An 18,526-nucleotide genomic window follows, 5' to 3' on the forward strand; every position below is an offset into this window, starting at 1 on the left:
ACTATATTCCTAGCTATGTGTCTGCTTTTTCCCCGCTCCTTCGGGAAGCAAGTCCGCACAAGCGCGTTCCAAATAAGGATCAGCATGAATAAAATCCCGAAATGCTGTGTATTCACGCCACAGAACGGATTGTTCTCCCGCTTGCCCTTTGACGGCACGAATCAGAATATTTTTAGGTGTATGCTCCATGTCGATAAATTCCAATAGCTGTGTCCGATATCCCATCATATCCAGCAGTTTGGCCCGGATTCCATCCGTTGCCAGTGCAGAAAAACGCTCCTTTAAAATGCCGTGGGAAAGCAACGGCTCCAATACCGGATTTTCCAGTTGGTTAAACAGCTCATGCTGGCAACACGGAACCGACAAAATGACGGAAGCACCCCAGCGAACAGCCTTTTCCAGCGCCGCATCTGTTGCAGTATCACAAGCGTGCAAGGTAACAACCATATCCACCTGTTCCAGTTCGTTATAGTCTGCGATATCACCGACCAGAAACTCCAACTGTCGATATTGCAGCTTTTGAGCCAGAACATTACAGGCTTCAATGACATCTGCCTTCAAGTCCAAACCAACGATCTGCAATGGTCGCTTTTGCTGTACAGCCAAATAGTGATACAACGCAAAGGTCAAATACGATTTGCCACAGCCAAAATCCACAATCGTCAATGGGCGGCCTACCGGAAGGCTAGGTAATACATCCTGCACCATTTCGAGAAACCGGTTAATTTGACGAAACTTATCATACTTGCGGGCCAGTACCTTACCATCCTCATTCATAATCCCCAGCTCAATCAGGAAAGGAATTCGTTCCCCTTCTTCGAGCACATATTGCTTTTTGCGATTATGAGACAGGTCGGCTTTACTTTTGCTCGGTGACTTTGTCAGAATGGATACTTTATATTTTTTACTGATCAGCACTTGGTAGTCTGCATCCTTGGCGCATAAAAGTCCTTGGCGGAACGTGTCCTCAAACAAGGCAGTCATACGCTCGTTAGCTTCGTCAGGGGTCAGATTTTCATGAATGACTTTGTTGCTGTAATGAAAAGCAAACTGGTAATGCAGTTTGTTTTTCAATTCTACAGGTTTAATTTGTACTTTAGTAAAAGAAGCATCCTCCCGTTTGCGAAGCTGACTCAGCGTCGCTGTTATGAGGGATCCTCCCGTGGTCAATTGGTATATAAGTTCGCGCAGTGAATCCAAAAGGTACATCTCACTTTCTTTCATGTAATTGGGTGATCTCGGTCAAACCCTCGGTGACTTCCTGGCGTGAAATTCCACCCAGCTCCAGCTCTGCATTGGTCTTATCCAGTAATTGACTATAAAACGTCTCCGCTTCCGCTAGCAGCTCTGGCTGCTCCCATGCCAATCCAAACCAGACATCGGCGGCTTCGTCCAACCTGTTTTCTCGCTCGTAATGAACAGCCAGCAGCTTGCTGGTTTCAGGGGGGAGCTCATATTCGCGCACCAGCTTCACGATACACGCTATTCGTTCAGGCAGGACCTGCAGATCACGAGTCGCGCCATTCGTATCGCTGTACAAATATAAATGAAGAGATTTCATCAAGATTCGTATACCTTCGTCTGTTCTGCTGGTTTCCAGGTAAATCGCGGCTTCTTCCTCCAAAATGCGAGCCACCTGCTGAAGCTTATCCGCTTCAATTCCAGGGCCCAATCGGAAAAGCTCAATAATTTGTTCCGGCGGCAATCGTCTGAGCAGATCTGAACGAAGACGAAACTGCTTGTTGAGCAGGTCATCTAGCTGTTTCAGCGCTTCGATGTGTTTATTTTCGCGCCTAAGACCGAGCACCGATGCTACTGCGGATGTCAATTCTTCCATCATACTGAGCAAATAGTCTTTTCTAAGCAAGCCGTTCCCTTCCTTTCATCCCGATGCCTAGACAACCAGAAACTTCTGTCTTCTGATTGTATGACATCCTTGTCTAAAAGCCAAATGCCACCGCCATGCCGCAATTTCATTTAACACAATTACAAATACTTTATAGCATCAAAGATTCGACACTCAGAAATCACGTATGGCACGTAACATTCCGTTAGTACAGTGTTTTGTAGCCGATCATGGACTAACGAAATAGAGTATTTGAAAATTTGATATTGATTCTCCGTTAGTCTCGTGTTATTTTTGTTTCATTCGAAACAAAAATAATCTTTATTATTTATTGATTCATATAATAAAATAAAATATTTATTTTCATTCGAAACAAAATTATGCATTGATATTTTACAGGGGAGGACGTTTAAGTATGGGAAAAAAATTCAGTGCGATACTACCGGAATATAAAGAGTTCATACAGCGACAGCATATTTTCTTTGTAGGATCAGCACCGATATCCGAGACGGGGCATGTGAATATTTCCCCCAAGGGATATGATTCCTTTCGTATTTTGTCAGATCAGGAGGTAGCCTATCTCGACTTGTCGGGAAGTGGCAACGAAACAAGTGCGCACATTATAGAGAACGGACGGGTAACCATCATGTTCTGTGCATTTGAAGGCGAGCCCAGTGTATTAAGACTCTATGGTACTGGCACAGTCGTGTTGCCCAATACAAAGCGTTGGAATGAGCTGTATCCTCTCTTTAATCCACTTCCTGGAGCAAGACAAATCATAGTAGTTGATGTTCATATGGTGCAGGATTCATGTGGTTTTGCAGTTCCCTTCATGACTTACACGAGCGAACGGGAAAAGCTGAAGGACGTGGCGATTCAGATGGGCGAAGAAGTACTTAAAAAGTATGCATACGAGAAAAGTTTAGAGAGTATTGATGGTTTGCCGACGGCGTTTGCCTTGAACAAAAATAATATGACTTAGGTATTCTGCACATTAACCGATATGATACAACAAGTCAGCAAAATTCAAATAAACTGAATGTATAGTGACCACATCTAAAAACAATTTGCATACAAGAAACCGGAACCTTCTGACGATCACATCAAAGGGTTCCGGTTTTTGGGCTTACCTTAGTCTACTTTTTCAAGTTTTGCTCCAAAAACGCCAAGATAGCATTAGCTAATAGCTCCGGTGCCTCAAACAGGCTCATGTGACCTGCTTCCGGCAGGGTAACCTGAGTTACTCCGGCCCGATCTGTTGTAAACGTCCGCGCTGGAGGAACCGCCTGATCCTGCTCCCCCGCTACTAAAAGAGCTGGCAAGGCAGAAGCCGACAACACATCCCGTCGGTCAGGACGCTCGCGCATAGCCAATGATGCTCCTACAGCTCCTTGCGGAGGTGTTTTGTAGCCAATTTCTTTGACTTTAAGTAATTGGCTGGACATCGACTCCACATGATCAGGAGCAAACAGTCCCGGTACGAGTCCATCTACAAAGTTGGTAATCCCCTCCGTTTGGATGGTAGATACAGCCTTGTTACGCTTTTCTTTACCTTCGTCCGTATCTGCATAAGCTGTGGAATGAATCAGTCCAAAGGCTGTAAGGCGCTCTGCATGTCTTTGCACTGCCGAAAGGGCTAAATAGCCTCCTAGGGAGTGACCAAACCAGGCAGCCTGAGGGATGTCCAATTGTTCTTGAAGTTTAAGCACATCATCTGCCATTTGATCAATCGTATAGGCTCCTAGTGGAGCATCGCTGCGTCCGTGTCCACGCAAGTCTGGAACAATACAACGATAGCTTGGGGACAGCAAGGGAACAACCTCATCCCAATAGGAGGAGCTTCCGCAAAATCCGTGCAATAGAATGATCGGATCTCCTTTTCCCTGTTCGGCATAGCAGATCGTCGTTCCTTCGCATAATACCTTTTCCATGTGGAACCCTTCCTTCTCTGTATATAATCTATTGGATCTGAATATATTAGTGAGTAGAACATGCTGATGTATATTATTAAGCAGACGATCAATATCTGAAACGGTAACCCTCTGGAAAATCTTGCGAAGCTGTTTTTAAGCCAAATTCACAAGCCGCCGCATTAGCAATATGCGCAGCCATTGTCATGACCAAGTGAAGCGAAGTCATTTGGAGTGTCCAATAGGGTTTGGGACTGCGCTCATTCACAATCGCTGCAACACTATAATGACCCACAGACGGCAGAGACAGCCCTACCGATCGCGCAGGAGTTAGCGGTTCACACGCAATAAGAAACATTCCCGTTGAGCCGTGCTGTCCAAGACAAGCATCTATGGCGATCACATGATGATCTTGGGGAATGCACTCCAAGTATGGAACCAGATGATCCGCATCACAGGGCTCCGACATTGTCCCAATCACGTGCGGAAAACCTTGCTCCTTGAGCATGGTGCCTACCAGTGGCCCCAGTGAATCACCCGACGAGCGATCTGTACCGATACAAACAAAAGTCAACTTATCTATAGCATGCTGATGATGAATTTCTCGGAAAAACGGCGCGAGTCCATCTCGATCTGTTTTCTTTACATTATGTTCTAAGGACGAGCGTCCGGGTGCGGAAGCTCGATTATACAAAGACAACTTTGCCCATCCTCCTTGATTCGGTTGTATATTGGTAATCTGGCTTTCAGTACATTCTACAACAAAAACATGATACAATACAGGCAACTTCCCCTGTTATGAAAGGATGGAAAATTAACGATGGATTTGTCTGTACCGTCTCATGCCAACATTGAGTATATGATTGAGGGCATTAAAACCAAGCTCCGTATGGCGAGTGGTGCTGCTATGCAAGCTTCCGCTTTCTCGCTGGAGCAATACGAGGACATCCATGATGTCTATGATATGGTGATAAACAAGCCTAACCTGAGCATTTCCGAGGTTGAAGCTATTGTTTCTGAACTGGGTAGATTGCGTAAGTCCTCCTGAATCAGCCTATAGGAATACAGCTTAGCTGTATTACAACCTATCATCATGAGCAACAGCCTTCATGCCAGTGGCCCTGTCACCGTAAATAAAGCTCGTACCTCCGCTCGCTTCAACAGACGCGCAACGGGGATACGAGCTTTATTTTTCGATTGCATATACGCATTTTCATACACTTCTTCACTCAAGGATGCTTCAAGGTAAATCTGCTAACACCAGTTCAGATATATCCTCATTACCTGTAGCTAGTATCTTTAATGCACAACTTTTTTGAATTCGTGCAGCATCACCAGGCCCTAACTGAAAATCTCCATCCTGGCACGTAACTTCCACATGACCGCTAACTACATAAATGTGGGTGCGGCGCTCCTCTTGCTGCGGATATTCAAGCTGCTGGCCTTTTTCCAATCTGCTCAGATACAGATTTATATCCTGCGCGATGGATAACGTTCCCTCCACTTCTGAACCAGACACAACAGGCTGAAGCCGATTTAGGCGTTCACTGTGCTTGAATCTTTGCACCTGATAAGAAGGCTGAATGCCAGGGCTCTCGGGTAAAAACCACATTTGCAAAAAGCGAACCGATCTTTCATCCCCAGTATTTCGCTCTTCATGTTCAATCCCGATGCCTGCACTCAGAACCTGAATCGAGCCGCTTTTTAAATCCTGCTCATGTCCCAAGCTGTCGCTATGATGCAATTGGCCTTCAATTACATAAGTGACGATTTCCAAATCGTGATGCGGATGTCTTTTGAAGCCTTGCTGCGGTTCAAGTTTGTTATCATTATGGGCTAGCATACAACCAAAATGGGCATTGCTCGGATCTTCATAATCGGCAAATGAAAAGCTAAACTCACTATGAATCCATCCTTTATTTGAGGTATGTCTTTCTGCCGATGTCACTATTTTAATCATCCTTAACACCTCCATGGATTACAGTTCCGTAAAGCAGCCTTGCTTCGTGATGATTATTCCACTTTCGGCCCTGGCATTACAAACACTGTGATACGATCCCTTTACCCCGGGCTTAAATGCCTCAATCAGCCTGTCGTCTCCGTCGAGTTTTGCTCTTAAGTTCATTATTAGTTAAGTTAATAGTACGAAAAATTAAATCTATTACAGCCATAAGGAGGAGATTTATTACATATGCTATCCCATAAACCCCAACCATCCCGGTTCCTACCAAGCTATTTGCGTCGTAGTCTGTATGCATCTATTATCATGATCGCTGTGATGCTTCTCATCGCCTACTCTGTGCAATGGATTGGCACGGCTCCTTTTCTATATTGGGATGAGCGTATACAGGATGCTATTTTTCCAGACACAGCAGCTACTCATGACCAATTGCTAACCATCGCTATATTCATTACGTCTTTCGGTTCATTCAGCATGTCGTTAATTATCGCCCTCGGTGCTGCTACCTTATGCTGGGTCTTTCTTCGTTCAAAAGCTTATTCCTTTGCGATCCTAAGCAGCTTTACGGCGATGTGGGTGCTGAATACGCTCATTAAAGAAATTCTGCAACGGGAACGCCCGTCACTTCAACATTTGGTTGAAGCCGGGGGCTACAGTTTTCCCAGCGGTCATGCGATGATTTCCATGGGATTTTACGGCATGATATTTGCCATCTGGGCTATAGAACGAAAGATTCGTGAGCGTTCGCTCTTCCTCCCGTGCGTTCTTGGTGCACTGCTCATTATATTGATTGGACTAAGCCGTATATATTTAGGAGTTCACTTTCCTACAGATATTGTGGGTGGTTATATTGCAGGCATCATTTGGCTGGCGTTTACCGTTCCTATGATCTATTGGCGAGCGAAAATGCAACTTTCTTCTCCCCCCCGCCCATAACGTCCGATTCGGCTTTTTGTTTCACTCCGGGTCATGACGTTTATATACGAAGTAAGCAAGGCACAGCAATATCGAAGCTCAGCATTTATCAAAAACGTTATCGTTTGTGAACTTAGGATAAGGGAGGCGATCCTTGTGTGGGGAATTGTACTAAGTATTGTAATGGCCATTATTATCGGATTGATTGGCGATGCACTAGCTGGACATGAAATGCCTGGCGGCATTGCAGGCTCTATGATTGCTGGATTTGTAGGAGCTTGGCTAGGTGTCATGCTGTTGGGAGACTGGGGCCCGGTCATCGGAGATTTTGCAGTCATTCCAGCCATACTTGGAACCGCATTGTTCGTATTCTTGCTCGGACTTGCGTCCAGGCTATTGAGAAGGGCTACCTAACATTTATATATATTTTTATTCTATAAAAGGAGTGATATATCATGAGTAACATTGACAATCAAAATATGGCAAGCACTTCAGGTTTTGCAAAGGGTTTATTCATTGGAGGTTTGATTGGTGCTGCGGCAGCCCTGCTGTTCGCTCCAAAGCCGGGTCGCGATTTACGTAGTGATCTGTCCGAAAAAATGACTGTTGTCTCCGATAAAACGAAGGATGTCGCATCTGTAGTTAGCAGCAAAGCGACAGATTTGGCCAAAACCGTTTCCACTAAAACAGCAGATGTAGCCAAAACGGTATCCGAGAGTAAAGACAACATCGTATCCAGCGTAACCAAAGCTTCTGCCGATGTCGCTAATGAAGCGGCCAAAGCGGATAAAGAAGTTATGGATGCAACCGCTCAAGCAGCCAAGGACACTCAAAAACAATTAAATGCAAATTCCTAATAGGAACACATTCCGATTACAACCAAAATAATATCCAAACACTGAACAGCCAGCATGCAAGAAGCTGGCTGTTTTTAAATGATAGAAAGGCTGGGATGACAATGAACAAACCAAACTCCTATGGAGATGATCTTGCTCGGAACAACAAGAGAACCTTTCACCCCCTCCAGGCTCAAGATCAGCCAGATGAGATTTCATCCAAGCAGACCTCTTCTACTCATCATCATGTTAAAACACATGATCCGGAGAGAGACTTTGATGTAAATGAGCATCCTTTTGAACTTCGCCATGAGGTCAAGCGGCTTAACAAACGCCTAGATCAAATCGCAGATACATTGGAAAAAGCAGAATTCAAAGATATTATAGAGAACTACTCCAGCACGAAAAGAAGAATTATGAGCAATCTGACTGCAGGGATTGCACGTGGTCTCGGCCTTACGCTGGGTACAGTGGTCATACTCGCCTTGCTCGCTTGGTTGCTCAGTTTCCTGGTACAGTTAAATCTTCCGGTCATCGGAGATTTCATCGCCGAATTATTAGGATATATCAAAATGAGCCAAGGTACTAAGTAATTGTCCCTATCTCAATTAAAAACGATCCATCGTAACCGATATAGACTCCCCAAAGAGCTTCCTGTTACGATGGATCGTTTTTTATTTGTAAATTATAACAGCTGTAAGCAGCCGCTACAATTTGTTGCGCTTGTTAGTTTTCAATAAGTCTCCTGTCCACCCCTTCATCATCAGCCAGCCGTACATTCCCGCCATACTTAGCAATGTGGCAATAATCACGGCGGTAAAACCCCAGCCTGTTTTAATCCAAGGCAGATTTTCAAAGTTCATGCCCCAAATGGCCCCCACTACAGTGGCAGGTGTAAAAACGGCGGTCACAATGGTGAGCGTCTTCGTAATCTCATTGCCCCTAAAAGCGGAAATGGCCTCGTCAATAGAGATCAGGGTGTCGATTTCCTTTTCATAATGCAGGAAAAGTCCTTCCATCCGAGTCACACGGTAAAGTAACTGCTTAAAAAAGCGATTCTCCTCCAGTTTATCCAAATATGCCTCCCGAGAAGCCGTTACCAGCTCTGAAAAAGGAATGAACATATTGCTCCAATACAACAGCTCGAAACGTGCATTCAATATAGAATCCATCAGTGTACGGGCATTTCTTTTCTCCATGTCCTCTTCCAGTCTTCTCAGGTTGATCTCGAACTTATCCATACCTGTATGAAAATAATGAAGCACGGCTCTCGCCAATACAAACATGCCGTCAGCTGCATCCTCACACTGTTCCAGCATTTTTTGGCGTTCCGCGGTGTGCATAATTTCACGGGTGTTTTGATCCAAATTTAACGTCACCAGCTTCTGGTTTAGAACCAGAAAATAAAACTTGTTGCAATTGCGTTGACTATCGATTTCCTCTTGAACGGAGTAGATCAGCGACCCGTACATTAAGGGCTGATTGCCATCTGGAAAGCGTACAGATATAAAGCTGGATGGAATGTCCTCTACCTTGTCCAGCCATTCTGCGGCTTCTGGGAGCTTCTCCTTCAAGTGCTGTATGACCGAATCTTGCCAATTCCCAGCACTGATGTCCCACCATTCCCATCCTCCACGAAAGGAAGAAATCTGTTCAAATGCTGTCATGGATTCCAACCTTCCTCCCAACCTTTTTCGCTTTATAAAAAGGACACGTTTCCCCAAATCGGAATAACGTGTCCTTACGATGTGACATCAAATATGTTAAACCAAGAATTCCGCGTTTTTCTCATGAAATAGAGGAATTAGACATAATCTGCTTCAGCTTTTCCGTAGCCCGCTTCTGAATACGGGAAACGCTCATCTGTGATACGCCCAACGTCTGGGCAATCGCACGTTGAGATTGACCGTCCTGAAATGCCAGAAGAAGCACCTTCTGTTCCTGCTCCTTCAGTTGGCTTAAAGCCTGCTGCAAATCCATTCGTTTTTCCACAGTGTCATAATCGTTAGCATCCGAGCTAATGAGCTCGCCTAACGTAGCTGCACTCTCTTCCTGGGATAAAGGCGAGTCCAGTGAAACATAGTGATAGCACTCACGACCAGCAAGCACCTCGATCGTTTCTTCCACGGTTAGATCCAAATAGGTCGCAATCTCGTCCACATTGGGTGAGCGTTCCAACTTAACGGTCAGTTCATCAATAGCATGTTGAACAAGCGCACCCTTTTCCTTAATGCGGCGAGGAACCTGGATGTACCAGGATTTGTCGCGCAAATAATTTTTCATATGTCCCAGCATACTTTTCATAGCGTACGGTTCAAATGGGATACCCAAGCTGATATCGTATTGCTGAAGCAGACGTATCAAAGCCATCTGACCGGTCTGATATAAATCCTCGTATAAGTCCGGACGGTTACGGGAGATTTTCCCGGCAGCCATCTTGACCATCGGCTCATACTTGCGGATCAGCACGGTAGCAATCTCGTTATCCTTGGTTTGCTGGTACTCCCAGATTAGACCAACGGCTTCATCCATCGACTCCGGGGGAGTTACCTTTTCATTCATACTCTTTCCTCACTTCTGGTCAAGCGCTTTACCAGCACCACTTCGGTGCCTTTTCCTGTCTCATTCAAGATATGGACATCGTCCATAAGCGCCTGCATGAGATAAAAGCCTAATCCGCCTATCTGTGCATCATTCAACTCCTTGTCATGCAAGGATGCGATACGGGACGGGTCCTCCACGCGTTCAAAGCTCTCCCCTTCATCTTTGACACGAATGGACAGCGAAACTTCATCAAATTCGAATGTCACTTCCACGACTCCCCCCTCATGACCATATGCATAAAGGACAGAGTTATTACAGGCTTCCGATACAGCCACTTTCATGTCTTCAATATCCTCATAAGAGAATCCCATTTTCGCGGCAATACCGTATAAATTTAATCTTACAATATCAACAAAGTCAGCAGTTGCCGGCAAATTAAGAACTACTTTTTGAATTTGAGCGTTCATTTCTTTTTCTTTCCTTTCCTATTGGGAATTCTCCTGGGGGACAAAGAATTTGGCAATACCAGTCATATCAAATAGCTTTTGAATTTGAGGCGGTACCTCTTGAACAGCAAAGCGAGACTCCATCCCATGCCTTGCTTTTAAAATGGATAACAAGATTCCAATACCTGTGCTGTCAATGTATTTAAGGTCTCTCAAGTTAATAATCAAATCTTGGCTGGATTCCCCCACCAAAGGCTCCATCACCAGACGAAAATCAGGTGCTACCGAAAGATCCAACTCTCCACTCAGATAAACGGTATTTACGCCATCGGTTGTTTCCGTAATTGCATTAAACTTCTCATTTTTATTTGTATTCATAGGCCTACTCTCCCAAAAAAAGATTTCCCTACATACTAACCCATTATACGAGCGTTTGAATCACGGTATAACTTTTTAAACACTACCAAATGCCACCATCTAAGCTTCATTGATCTGATCTTTACCCGGTTGCATTGGAAAATGGTCCGGAGAATGCCGTAGCAATGCCTGTTTTACACTGCTGATTTTAACGGGCTTACTAATATAATCGTTCATCCCCGCTTCAATACATCGAGGCTGAATACCCTCCATGACGTTAGCCGTCATGGCGATAATGGCAGGTTGCGATCTTCCCGCCAATTGTTCACGCACTCTACCCGTACACTCCAGACCGTCCATCACAGGCATCTGCAAGTCCATAAAGATATAGTCATAGTCCTGATTAGCCGTGACCATATCAAGCGCCTGCTGTCCATCTGCTGCCACATCTGAAGCCAGTCCGAGCTTATCCAGTATATTAACCATCAGCTTCTGGTTAATCGGATGATCATCAACGACCAGTACAGGTCTACGACTTGGAGATTCCTGATGTGGAATTTCCCAATCGTGGCTGGACTCTCCCTTCAGTTCATTTTCCTGAGCAAAGCCAAGCTTCATTGTGAAATGAAACGTCACGCCCTGTTCTCCGCTCGTATCTACACGGATATCTCCGCCCATCATATTCACTAAGGTTTTACAAATGGCGAGTCCTAACCCGGTTCCACCATATTTACGTGTCATTGAAGAATCCAGTTGGGAAAAGGGCTGAAACAACCTTCCAACCTTAGCCGGATCAATACCAATGCCTGTATCCTTCACAGAAAACTCAACGGTAAGTCCATTATCGCTTTGCTCTTTGACAGATGCGAAAACATACACCCCGCCCCGGTCTGTAAATTTGACAGCATTGGATATCAGGTTAATCAGTACTTGACGCAATCTTCCCATATCTCCATATAACACAGGAGGCATCTGTTCATCGAGAAAATAAACCAGTTCCAAGTTCTTTCGGTTCACTTCTACCGTAAATAGGCTGAAAACTTCCTTGATACAGGAAACCAGATCAAAAGGATATTCCTCTACCTCCATTTTGCCTGACTCCAGCTTAGTGAAGTCCAGAATATCATTAATGACTGCTACCAGTGCATCTGCACTACGACGGATGATATCGGCATATTCCTGTTGGTCGCTTTGCAGCTCCGTCTCCATCAGCAAATCAATCATTCCAATGACGCCGTTCATAGGTGTGCGGATCTCATGGCTCATCATCGCCAGAAATTCCGTTTTGGCATTGGCAGCAATCTCCGCTGCCTCCTTGGCGGCAATCAGTTCGCTGTTCATCTTCTCCAGCTGCTGGGTCTTCTGATGAAGCAGATGGGACTGTGTCTTCAAACGCTTATTTGTCAGATACATTTGCACGAAACCTTCAATTTTGGACTTGAGAATTTGAGGGATGAACGGCTTAACCATATAATCAATACCGCCTGCTGAATATCCCGCAAATAAATGCTCCGCTTCCTTGCTGTTAGCTGAAATGAAGATAATCGGAATATCCTTCGTTTTCTCTCTGGCCTTGATTAGCTTTGCGGTCTCAATACCATCCATACCCGGCATCTGCACATCCAGGACTACGAGTGCAAATTCATCTTTTAATAGACATCGCAGCGCTTCTTCCCCGGATGTGGCCTTTACCAGATTATATTGTTCACTCTCCAGCACCGCCTCAAGAGCGAGCAGGTTCTCAGGTCTGTCATCTACCAGCAATATATGAATCGGTTCATGAAGCCCCATGGAATCCTCCTAAGCATCTCTATTTAATCTTCCGGTATATTTTTTCTATCCGGTCCAGCGGCTCGTAGGAATCACTATAATCGGTAAAATGTATGGATTCCTTGGCCCCAAGCACCAACACGCCAAAATGACTCAAGCTATCATAAAACAACCCATGTACATGGTTGCGAAGTTCGTCGTTAAAATAGATCATGACATTCCGGCAAAAAATAACATTGAACTCGTTAAAGGACCGGTCTGTCGCTAAGTTGTGCTCCGCAAAAATAATATTTTTCCGTAAAAAAGGATGAAACATCACTGAATCATACTTGGCTGTATAATATTCAGAGAACGATTGTGTGCCCCCGGACTCCAAATAATTTTTGGTATACAGCTTCATTCGGTCGATCCCGTATACGCCTTCCTTCGCCTGCTGTAAAGACAGGTTATTCATATCCGTCGCATAAATGCGGGCCTTATCATATAAGCCTTCCTCATGCAGCAAGATCGCCATAGAATATACTTCCTCACCCGTGGAGCAACCTGCATGCCATATTCGAATATACGGATACGTTCGCAAAATAGGAATGATTTTCTGTCTGAAATTCAGAAACAGCTCCGGGTCACGGAACATCTCGGTCACCGGAATGGAAAGGCTCTGTACCAGCCTATCGAAGGCGCTGCGATCATGCAGCACCTTCTCCTGAAGTCCTGATATCGTGCTTACATTCTCGGACTGCGCATGATAATAAACACGCCGCTTAATCGAAGGCAGAGCGTAGTTACGGAAATCGTAGCCGTACAGCCGATGTATACCTTCCAGCAACAGCTCAATCTCAATCAATTCCCGCTCGGCATCATTCGATTTCACTTCATTAGCAGCATTATCCGCCATATCCTTAGATGTCATAATCTCTCTCCAATTCCTAAATAGGTTTTGCCTGTGCCGCTCCCATCATGTGTCGATTTATATTACCCATTTTTTTGGGTTACGAATACAACCACACCCGCATTAATGATAAAAGTTGTTCGGTTTGAATCGGTTTTTTTACATAATCGGAAGCGCCTGCCTCAATACACTTGGAACGATCATCCTTCATGGCCTTGGCTGTCAGGGCAATAATAGGCATCTTCTCGAATTGTGGCATTAGCCGGATACGTCGCATCGCTTCATATCCATCCATTTCCGGCATCATCATATCCATCAGCACCAGATCAAAATCAGGTGTCTGTTCCAGCAGTTCCAGTGCTTCTCTTCCATTTTCGGCAAAGGTAACATCCATACGATAGCTTTCCAGCACACTGGACAGAGCAAATACATTGCGAATATCATCGTCTACCAACAATATTTTTTTACCTTCAAACAGCTCTTCCTTGTTGTATAGCTTTTGCAAAATTTTTCGTTTGTCCTCAGGAAGATTCGCCTCTACACGATGCAAGAACAGCGTTGTTTCGTCCAAAAGCCGTTCCGGCGATTTAACATCTTTAATAATAATAGACTCTGCATATTTGCGAAGTTGCGTTTCTTCTTTGTTATCCAGATCTTTGCCTGTATAAATAATGATCGGCAGATCAGCTAGCTGCTCGTTCTCTCGAATACGATCCAGCAGCTCAAAACCAGTCATGTCGCTCAGCATCAGATCCAGTACCATGCAGTCATACCGCTGAGTGGCCAGCTCATTCAGTGCTTCCTGACCTGTCGATACCGCCGTAATGGCAACATCATCATGATCGATCAGCTCAATAATGGATTTACGCTGATTATCGTCATCTTCAACCACAAGAAGACGTTTGACCATTTGGTCTGTATACGATTTTATATGTGAAAATGCCTTATCCAGACTTTCCTTCGAGGAAGGCTTTTTGAGATAGGCAATCGCGCCCATCATTAGGCCCTGCTTCACATCATCTATGACTGAAATAACATGCACTGGAATATGACGTGTCGATGAATTTCCTTTTAGCTCGCCTAAAATGGACCAGCCATCCATCACAGGTAATTGAATATCTAATATAATAGCGTCCGGCAAATAAGACTGAGCCATGTTGAGCCCATCGTCTCCTTGGAGAGCGATCAGTGCCTTAAAGCCCCGGCTACGGGCCATATCGTACAAAATATTAGCAAAGTTAATATCATCCTCAATAATCAGCAGCACTTTATCCTGCGAGGTAATCTCGTTTCGGTCGTCCCCTGGATGTATAATGTCCTCCGCTTTGTTTTTCGAAGGTATCTGATATAATGGCAACTGTTTAGCAGGCATAATCATGGGAAGGTCCGTTTCTGCCGAGGCTGCAACATTCTCAAAATTCGAATTCACATCCGTACCGTTAAATTCCTCTCTCGAATGAGAATCCATATCCTCAGCCGTAGGCGTTTGTTCCGGCAAATACAGTGTGAAGCAACTGCCCTGTCCCTGCTCGGATTCCACCGTAATCACACCGCCCAACAATCTGGAAAGCTCGCGGCTGATTGACAGACCTAGTCCTGTCCCCCCATATTTCCGGCTGGTTGTACCGTCTACCTGCTGGAAGGCTTCGAAGATCAGATCCGTTTTATCGGAAGCAATCCCAATGCCCGTATCATGCACAGATAGAGCCAGATAGGATCTTCGTGGATTTAGCAGACCCGGAAGCTGTTCTCCATTTGCCCGAGATACACTGAAACGAATAGATCCTTCCGTGGTGAACTTGAATGCATTGGACAACAAATTACGTAAAATTTGTTTGAGACGATAACCGTCACTGATAATGGCATCTGGCAAGTTCTCTTCGATCTCGGTATGCAGTTGAAGCCCACGTTGGGCTGCGACCGGAGCAAAATTCTGCTCCACAAACAGTTCCAGTTCCTTCAAGTGGACCGCTTCATGGTTAATATCCATTTTTCCAGCGTCCACTTTGGATAAATCCAGAATTTCATCAATCATTTTCAGCAAATCCGCGCCTGACATATAAATGGTTTGTGCATATTCCACCTGCTTCGGCTTGAGATTGCCTTCCTTGTTCTCAGACAAGAGCTGAGAAAGAATGAGCAAGCTATTTAGCGGAGTACGCAGCTCATGAGACATATTGGCCAAAAACTCAGATTTGTATTTGCTTGTGATTCCTAGCTGCATGGCCTGTTGTTCCAACTGAGCTCGTGCATGTTCAATCTCGTCGTTCTTTTCTTCCACTTCTCGTACCTGTTCTTCTAGCGCTCTGGTTTTGGCAATTAGTTCAGTATTAAAATGCTCCAATTCTTCTTGTTGACGCTGTAACAATTCCTCTGAACGCTTGAGTTCCTCTGTTTGCTCCTCCAAATTTTCGTTGGAGCGCTTGAGTTCCTCTTGCTGAGTTTGTAGCTCCTCGGACTGGCATTGCAATTCCTCAGTAAGTGCCTGGGACTCGCGCAGCAATTGCTCTACACGCATCCGTCCCTTGATATTGTTCAGAATGATCCCCATGCTCTCTACTAATTGAGCAAACAGCTTCGTTTCCAGATCACTGAAGCGATCCAGTGACGCTATTTCTATAGCACCGATGCACTCATCTTCGAACAAAATAGGGAAAATCATAATTCCCACTGGCTTACTTTCTCCTAAGGCAGAGCCTATGGACAAATATCCGTCAGGAGCCTCTGTAATCAAGATCGGCTTACGATCCAAAACACATTGTCCGAGCAACCCTTCGCCTACCTGGATAACGTCTCTAATCGAATTTTCGCCAGTCACCTTTGCATAGGAGCCGTATAACTTAAATCGGTTGTCTTCTACATCTTTTCCTTGCAAATAGATGGCTCCATAACTGCCTCCCAAGATGGGCGTAAACTCACTAATGAACATCTGAGCAACCTGCTCCAGTGAATTTACGCCACGGAACAACTCAGTCACTCGAGCAGTATTGGCATTAAGCCAAGTTTGGTCCTTCTGCGTTTGAAGGACGGAATGTTCAAATTTCCGCTTTTCTTCCAAGTCTCCGGCCATTTGTTGAAATACACGAGCGACCTCACCGATTTCATCTTTGGAGGCAACACTCATTCGGCTGATGGCCCTGTACTTTCCCTTGCCAAAACCATTAATCATGAGATTCACGACATTTAGACCTTTGGCAATACTTGGGAGCACCCACAAAATAACCAGTAAGCCCATGATCAGGCCGGCGGCCATCAGAATTGTGGTAATCTGCACAGATTCTTCATACGCCAAATTGGCTTGCTTCATGTCGCTATCAATTTCCCGATCCTGAAAAACGGCAAGGGCATTAATACTATCCATCGCCTCCTCTTGGGCAGGCAAACCAGTACTATTGCGGAAAGCGTTAGCCTCATCAATACGATCTTGCCCCAACAAAGAGACCAGTCTTTGTTCGTAACTTAAAAATTCATTCCACGCGACGGCTACCCGATCAACCTGCTGTTGCTCTTCACTGGTGCCGGAATTCGTTTGCAGACTAGCCAGCACTTTCGTTCCAGTAGCCGAAATATCGTCCAGCTCGCGTTTGGCCTCACTAACGGAGGAACCTGGATTCAAGATCAGATTGGCCATCACTTTGGCCATATCGTTCACCTGCCCGCGAATAGCTGTTGTTTTCCGGACTTTCATATATCGATCCTGATAAACCTGATTCAACTGCTCATTCAGGCTCCCCATCCGGTCATAGCTGATTAGTGTCAGCACAAGGAGGATCGCCATAAGCGATCCAAAGCCAATCAGCAGTTTATTTCTGATTTTCATGCAAGCTCTCTCCCTCTTTCAACGAAATCCAGATCAGGCATTTATCATCATCACGATCTTGTGGCGCCTCTTTACGAAAAAAAGCATCCAGCATCGCTTCTTCATTCCATTGCTCATATTTACGCAGACACTCAGTCAGATACTCCAACTGCTCCTCATATTCACCTTCCACCGCCTCCAGCAAGCCATCCGTATACAAAGCGATATGCCCTGTTCCTTCATAATGAATCGTGTGCATTTCTGCATCAATCTTATCAAATAAACCAACCGGGCTGCATGCACGGTCAAATTTGGTAATGCTACCATCCTGGTTGAACAGCAAACCGGGAGGATGTCCCGCATTTACATAGTCAATTCGCCGTGCACGGGTATCAATCACCATATAAATCGCCGTAAAATAATACTGTACCAGCTGTTTGCCCAGATCCAGTTGATTAAAACGACGATTCAGCTCTTGTATGACCTTCTCAGGCTCCACATACGTGGTCACCGTGTCCTTAAGTACAGATGCAATGAACATGCAGAACAGCGAAGAAGAAATGCCATGTCCCATCATATCCAGCAAAATGATGGCATATCGCCCCTCCCCTAACGGATACCAAGAATATAAATCCCCTGCCAGTTCAAAGGAAGGCTGATAGAGCGCATTTACTTGCAGCACCGGGTCCTGAATGGCAGGACTAAGTACCGCTTGCTGCACCATCGCGGCCAGCTTCAACTCATCCTGAATTCGCTGATCCCGATCCTTATGCCAGTCCTTCTCCAATTTGAGACGCAAGGCAGATCGGATTCGCGCCATTAGCTCTACCTTGTTGATCGGCTTCGTGACGTAATCGACGGCTCCCACATCCAGAGCTTCAGCCAATTTTTTAGAATCACCTACAGCCGTTACCATAATAATCGGGATATCTTTTAAATGCTCATATTCCTGCACAATACTGCAAGCTTCAATGCCGTCCATTTCAGGCATCATCATATCCAGCAGCACCAGATCAATATCTGAAGGACGGGGCCTGAGACTAATGGTACGATCGCCTATTCCCAGATGCTCTAACATTTCTGCGGCCGAGTTAGCAGAGATCACATCCCGATAATTTTCTTTTTTTAGTATCTCACGAATAATAATGATATTCGTCGGGTTATCGTCAACAATTAGAATTCTCATTGGCTTCTCCTTATCTGTAACTCATGTATTATACTATACCTACTTAAACGGCAACACCCTTGTTGATT

20 protein-coding genes are annotated in these 18,526 nt (G+C 45.0%); 6 read left to right on the forward strand and 14 right to left on the reverse strand.

Annotated features, from left to right (window positions below):
• Window positions 1–9: 9 nt before the first annotated feature.
• Both MHH57_RS20895 and MHH57_RS20900 read right to left on the reverse strand, forming a co-directional pair.
• On the reverse strand, window positions 10–1,224 hold the full coding sequence (locus tag MHH57_RS20895) for an SAM-dependent methyltransferase (RefSeq protein ID WP_029517183.1): 1,215 nt from the start codon (window positions 1,222–1,224) through the stop codon (window positions 10–12).
• Complete coding sequence (locus MHH57_RS20900) at window positions 1,211–1,867, reverse strand: DUF6483 family protein (protein ID WP_069012001.1); 657 nt, start codon at window positions 1,865–1,867, stop codon at window positions 1,211–1,213. The genes MHH57_RS20895 and MHH57_RS20900 overlap by 14 nt, the downstream gene beginning before the upstream one ends.
• 394 nt (window positions 1,868–2,261) lie before the next feature.
• Here MHH57_RS20900 and MHH57_RS20905 point away from each other — a divergent pair, with 394 nt between their 5' ends.
• Window positions 2,262–2,828 (forward strand): pyridoxamine 5'-phosphate oxidase family protein, encoded by a 567-nt coding sequence (locus MHH57_RS20905; RefSeq protein WP_069011999.1) that lies wholly within the window; start codon window positions 2,262–2,264, stop codon window positions 2,826–2,828.
• A gap of 154 nt (window positions 2,829–2,982) precedes the next feature.
• Here MHH57_RS20905 and MHH57_RS20910 read toward each other — a convergent pair whose 3' ends face one another.
• Both MHH57_RS20910 and yyaC read right to left on the reverse strand, forming a co-directional pair.
• Window positions 2,983–3,777: an alpha/beta hydrolase gene (locus MHH57_RS20910; RefSeq protein ID WP_029517180.1), complete on the reverse strand. Its 795-nt coding sequence runs from the start codon at window positions 3,775–3,777 to the stop codon at window positions 2,983–2,985.
• A gap of 88 nt (window positions 3,778–3,865) precedes the next feature.
• On the reverse strand, window positions 3,866–4,456 hold the full coding sequence (gene yyaC / locus MHH57_RS20915) for a spore protease YyaC (RefSeq protein WP_039273804.1): 591 nt from the start codon (window positions 4,454–4,456) through the stop codon (window positions 3,866–3,868).
• A gap of 120 nt (window positions 4,457–4,576) precedes the next feature.
• Between yyaC and MHH57_RS20920 the strand changes: the two genes are divergently transcribed.
• Entirely contained in the window at window positions 4,577–4,804 is a 228-nt protein-coding gene (locus MHH57_RS20920) for a DUF1128 domain-containing protein (protein WP_029517178.1), read from the forward strand.
• 59 nt (window positions 4,805–4,863) lie between these two features.
• On the opposite strand, the gene MHH57_RS20925 is transcribed toward MHH57_RS20920, so the two are convergent.
• Both MHH57_RS20925 and MHH57_RS20930 read right to left on the reverse strand, forming a co-directional pair.
• Complete coding sequence (locus tag MHH57_RS20925; RefSeq protein WP_268988508.1) at window positions 4,864–4,989, reverse strand: hypothetical protein; 126 nt, start codon at window positions 4,987–4,989, stop codon at window positions 4,864–4,866.
• A gap of 7 nt (window positions 4,990–4,996) precedes the next feature.
• Complete coding sequence (locus MHH57_RS20930; protein WP_069011995.1) at window positions 4,997–5,716, reverse strand: pirin family protein; 720 nt, start codon at window positions 5,714–5,716, stop codon at window positions 4,997–4,999.
• A gap of 231 nt (window positions 5,717–5,947) precedes the next feature.
• Between MHH57_RS20930 and MHH57_RS20935 the strand changes: the two genes are divergently transcribed.
• The 4 genes from MHH57_RS20935 (at window position 5,948) to MHH57_RS20950 (ending at window position 8,060) form a co-directional block, all read left to right on the forward strand.
• Complete coding sequence (locus MHH57_RS20935; RefSeq protein WP_069011993.1) at window positions 5,948–6,652, forward strand: phosphatase PAP2 family protein; 705 nt, start codon at window positions 5,948–5,950, stop codon at window positions 6,650–6,652.
• A gap of 135 nt (window positions 6,653–6,787) precedes the next feature.
• Window positions 6,788–7,045 (forward strand): GlsB/YeaQ/YmgE family stress response membrane protein, encoded by a 258-nt coding sequence (locus MHH57_RS20940; RefSeq protein WP_069011991.1) that lies wholly within the window; start codon window positions 6,788–6,790, stop codon window positions 7,043–7,045.
• 41 nt (window positions 7,046–7,086) lie between these two features.
• Window positions 7,087–7,488 (forward strand): YtxH domain-containing protein, encoded by a 402-nt coding sequence (locus tag MHH57_RS20945; RefSeq protein ID WP_029517175.1) that lies wholly within the window; start codon window positions 7,087–7,089, stop codon window positions 7,486–7,488.
• 95 nt (window positions 7,489–7,583) lie between these two features.
• Window positions 7,584–8,060 carry a DUF5665 domain-containing protein gene (locus MHH57_RS20950; RefSeq protein WP_049816975.1) on the forward strand — a complete coding sequence of 159 codons (477 nt, stop codon included), beginning with the start codon at window positions 7,584–7,586 and terminating at the stop codon, window positions 8,058–8,060.
• 114 nt (window positions 8,061–8,174) lie between these two features.
• Here the strand turns inward: MHH57_RS20950 and MHH57_RS20955 are convergent, their stop codons facing one another.
• The 8 genes from MHH57_RS20955 to MHH57_RS20990 all read right to left on the reverse strand — a co-directional run bounded on the left by MHH57_RS20955 (window position 8,175) and on the right by MHH57_RS20990 (window position 18,458).
• On the reverse strand, window positions 8,175–9,134 hold the full coding sequence (locus MHH57_RS20955; RefSeq protein ID WP_029517173.1) for a magnesium transporter CorA family protein: 960 nt from the start codon (window positions 9,132–9,134) through the stop codon (window positions 8,175–8,177).
• A gap of 121 nt (window positions 9,135–9,255) precedes the next feature.
• The gene (locus MHH57_RS20960; RefSeq protein WP_013311929.1) at window positions 9,256–10,029 is read right to left on the reverse strand and encodes a sigma-70 family RNA polymerase sigma factor; all 774 of its coding nucleotides are present in this window, start codon (window positions 10,027–10,029) and stop codon (window positions 9,256–9,258) included.
• Complete coding sequence (rsbW, locus tag MHH57_RS20965) at window positions 10,026–10,478, reverse strand: anti-sigma B factor RsbW (protein WP_013311930.1); 453 nt, start codon at window positions 10,476–10,478, stop codon at window positions 10,026–10,028. Before rsbW ends, MHH57_RS20960 begins: the two co-directional genes overlap by 4 nt.
• A gap of 18 nt (window positions 10,479–10,496) precedes the next feature.
• Complete coding sequence (locus tag MHH57_RS20970; protein ID WP_023990272.1) at window positions 10,497–10,835, reverse strand: STAS domain-containing protein; 339 nt, start codon at window positions 10,833–10,835, stop codon at window positions 10,497–10,499.
• Between the two features lie 99 nt (window positions 10,836–10,934).
• Window positions 10,935–12,605 (reverse strand): response regulator, encoded by a 1,671-nt coding sequence (locus MHH57_RS20975; RefSeq protein ID WP_342434469.1) that lies wholly within the window; start codon window positions 12,603–12,605, stop codon window positions 10,935–10,937.
• 19 nt (window positions 12,606–12,624) lie between these two features.
• Window positions 12,625–13,494 (reverse strand): protein-glutamate O-methyltransferase CheR, encoded by an 870-nt coding sequence (locus tag MHH57_RS20980; protein WP_029517171.1) that lies wholly within the window; start codon window positions 13,492–13,494, stop codon window positions 12,625–12,627.
• Window positions 13,495–13,573: 79 nt separating this feature from the next.
• Window positions 13,574–17,293: a response regulator gene (locus MHH57_RS20985; RefSeq protein ID WP_029517170.1), complete on the reverse strand. Its 3,720-nt coding sequence runs from the start codon at window positions 17,291–17,293 to the stop codon at window positions 13,574–13,576.
• On the reverse strand, window positions 17,277–18,458 hold the full coding sequence (locus tag MHH57_RS20990) for a fused response regulator/phosphatase (protein WP_029517169.1): 1,182 nt from the start codon (window positions 18,456–18,458) through the stop codon (window positions 17,277–17,279). Before MHH57_RS20990 ends, MHH57_RS20985 begins: the two co-directional genes overlap by 17 nt.
• Between the last annotated feature and the right edge of the window lie 68 nt (window positions 18,459–18,526).

The sequence above is a fragment of the Paenibacillus sp. FSL H7-0442 genome, from assembly GCF_038593105.1.
GTDB classification, from domain to species: Bacteria; Bacillota; Bacilli; order Paenibacillales; family Paenibacillaceae; genus Paenibacillus; species Paenibacillus polymyxa_D.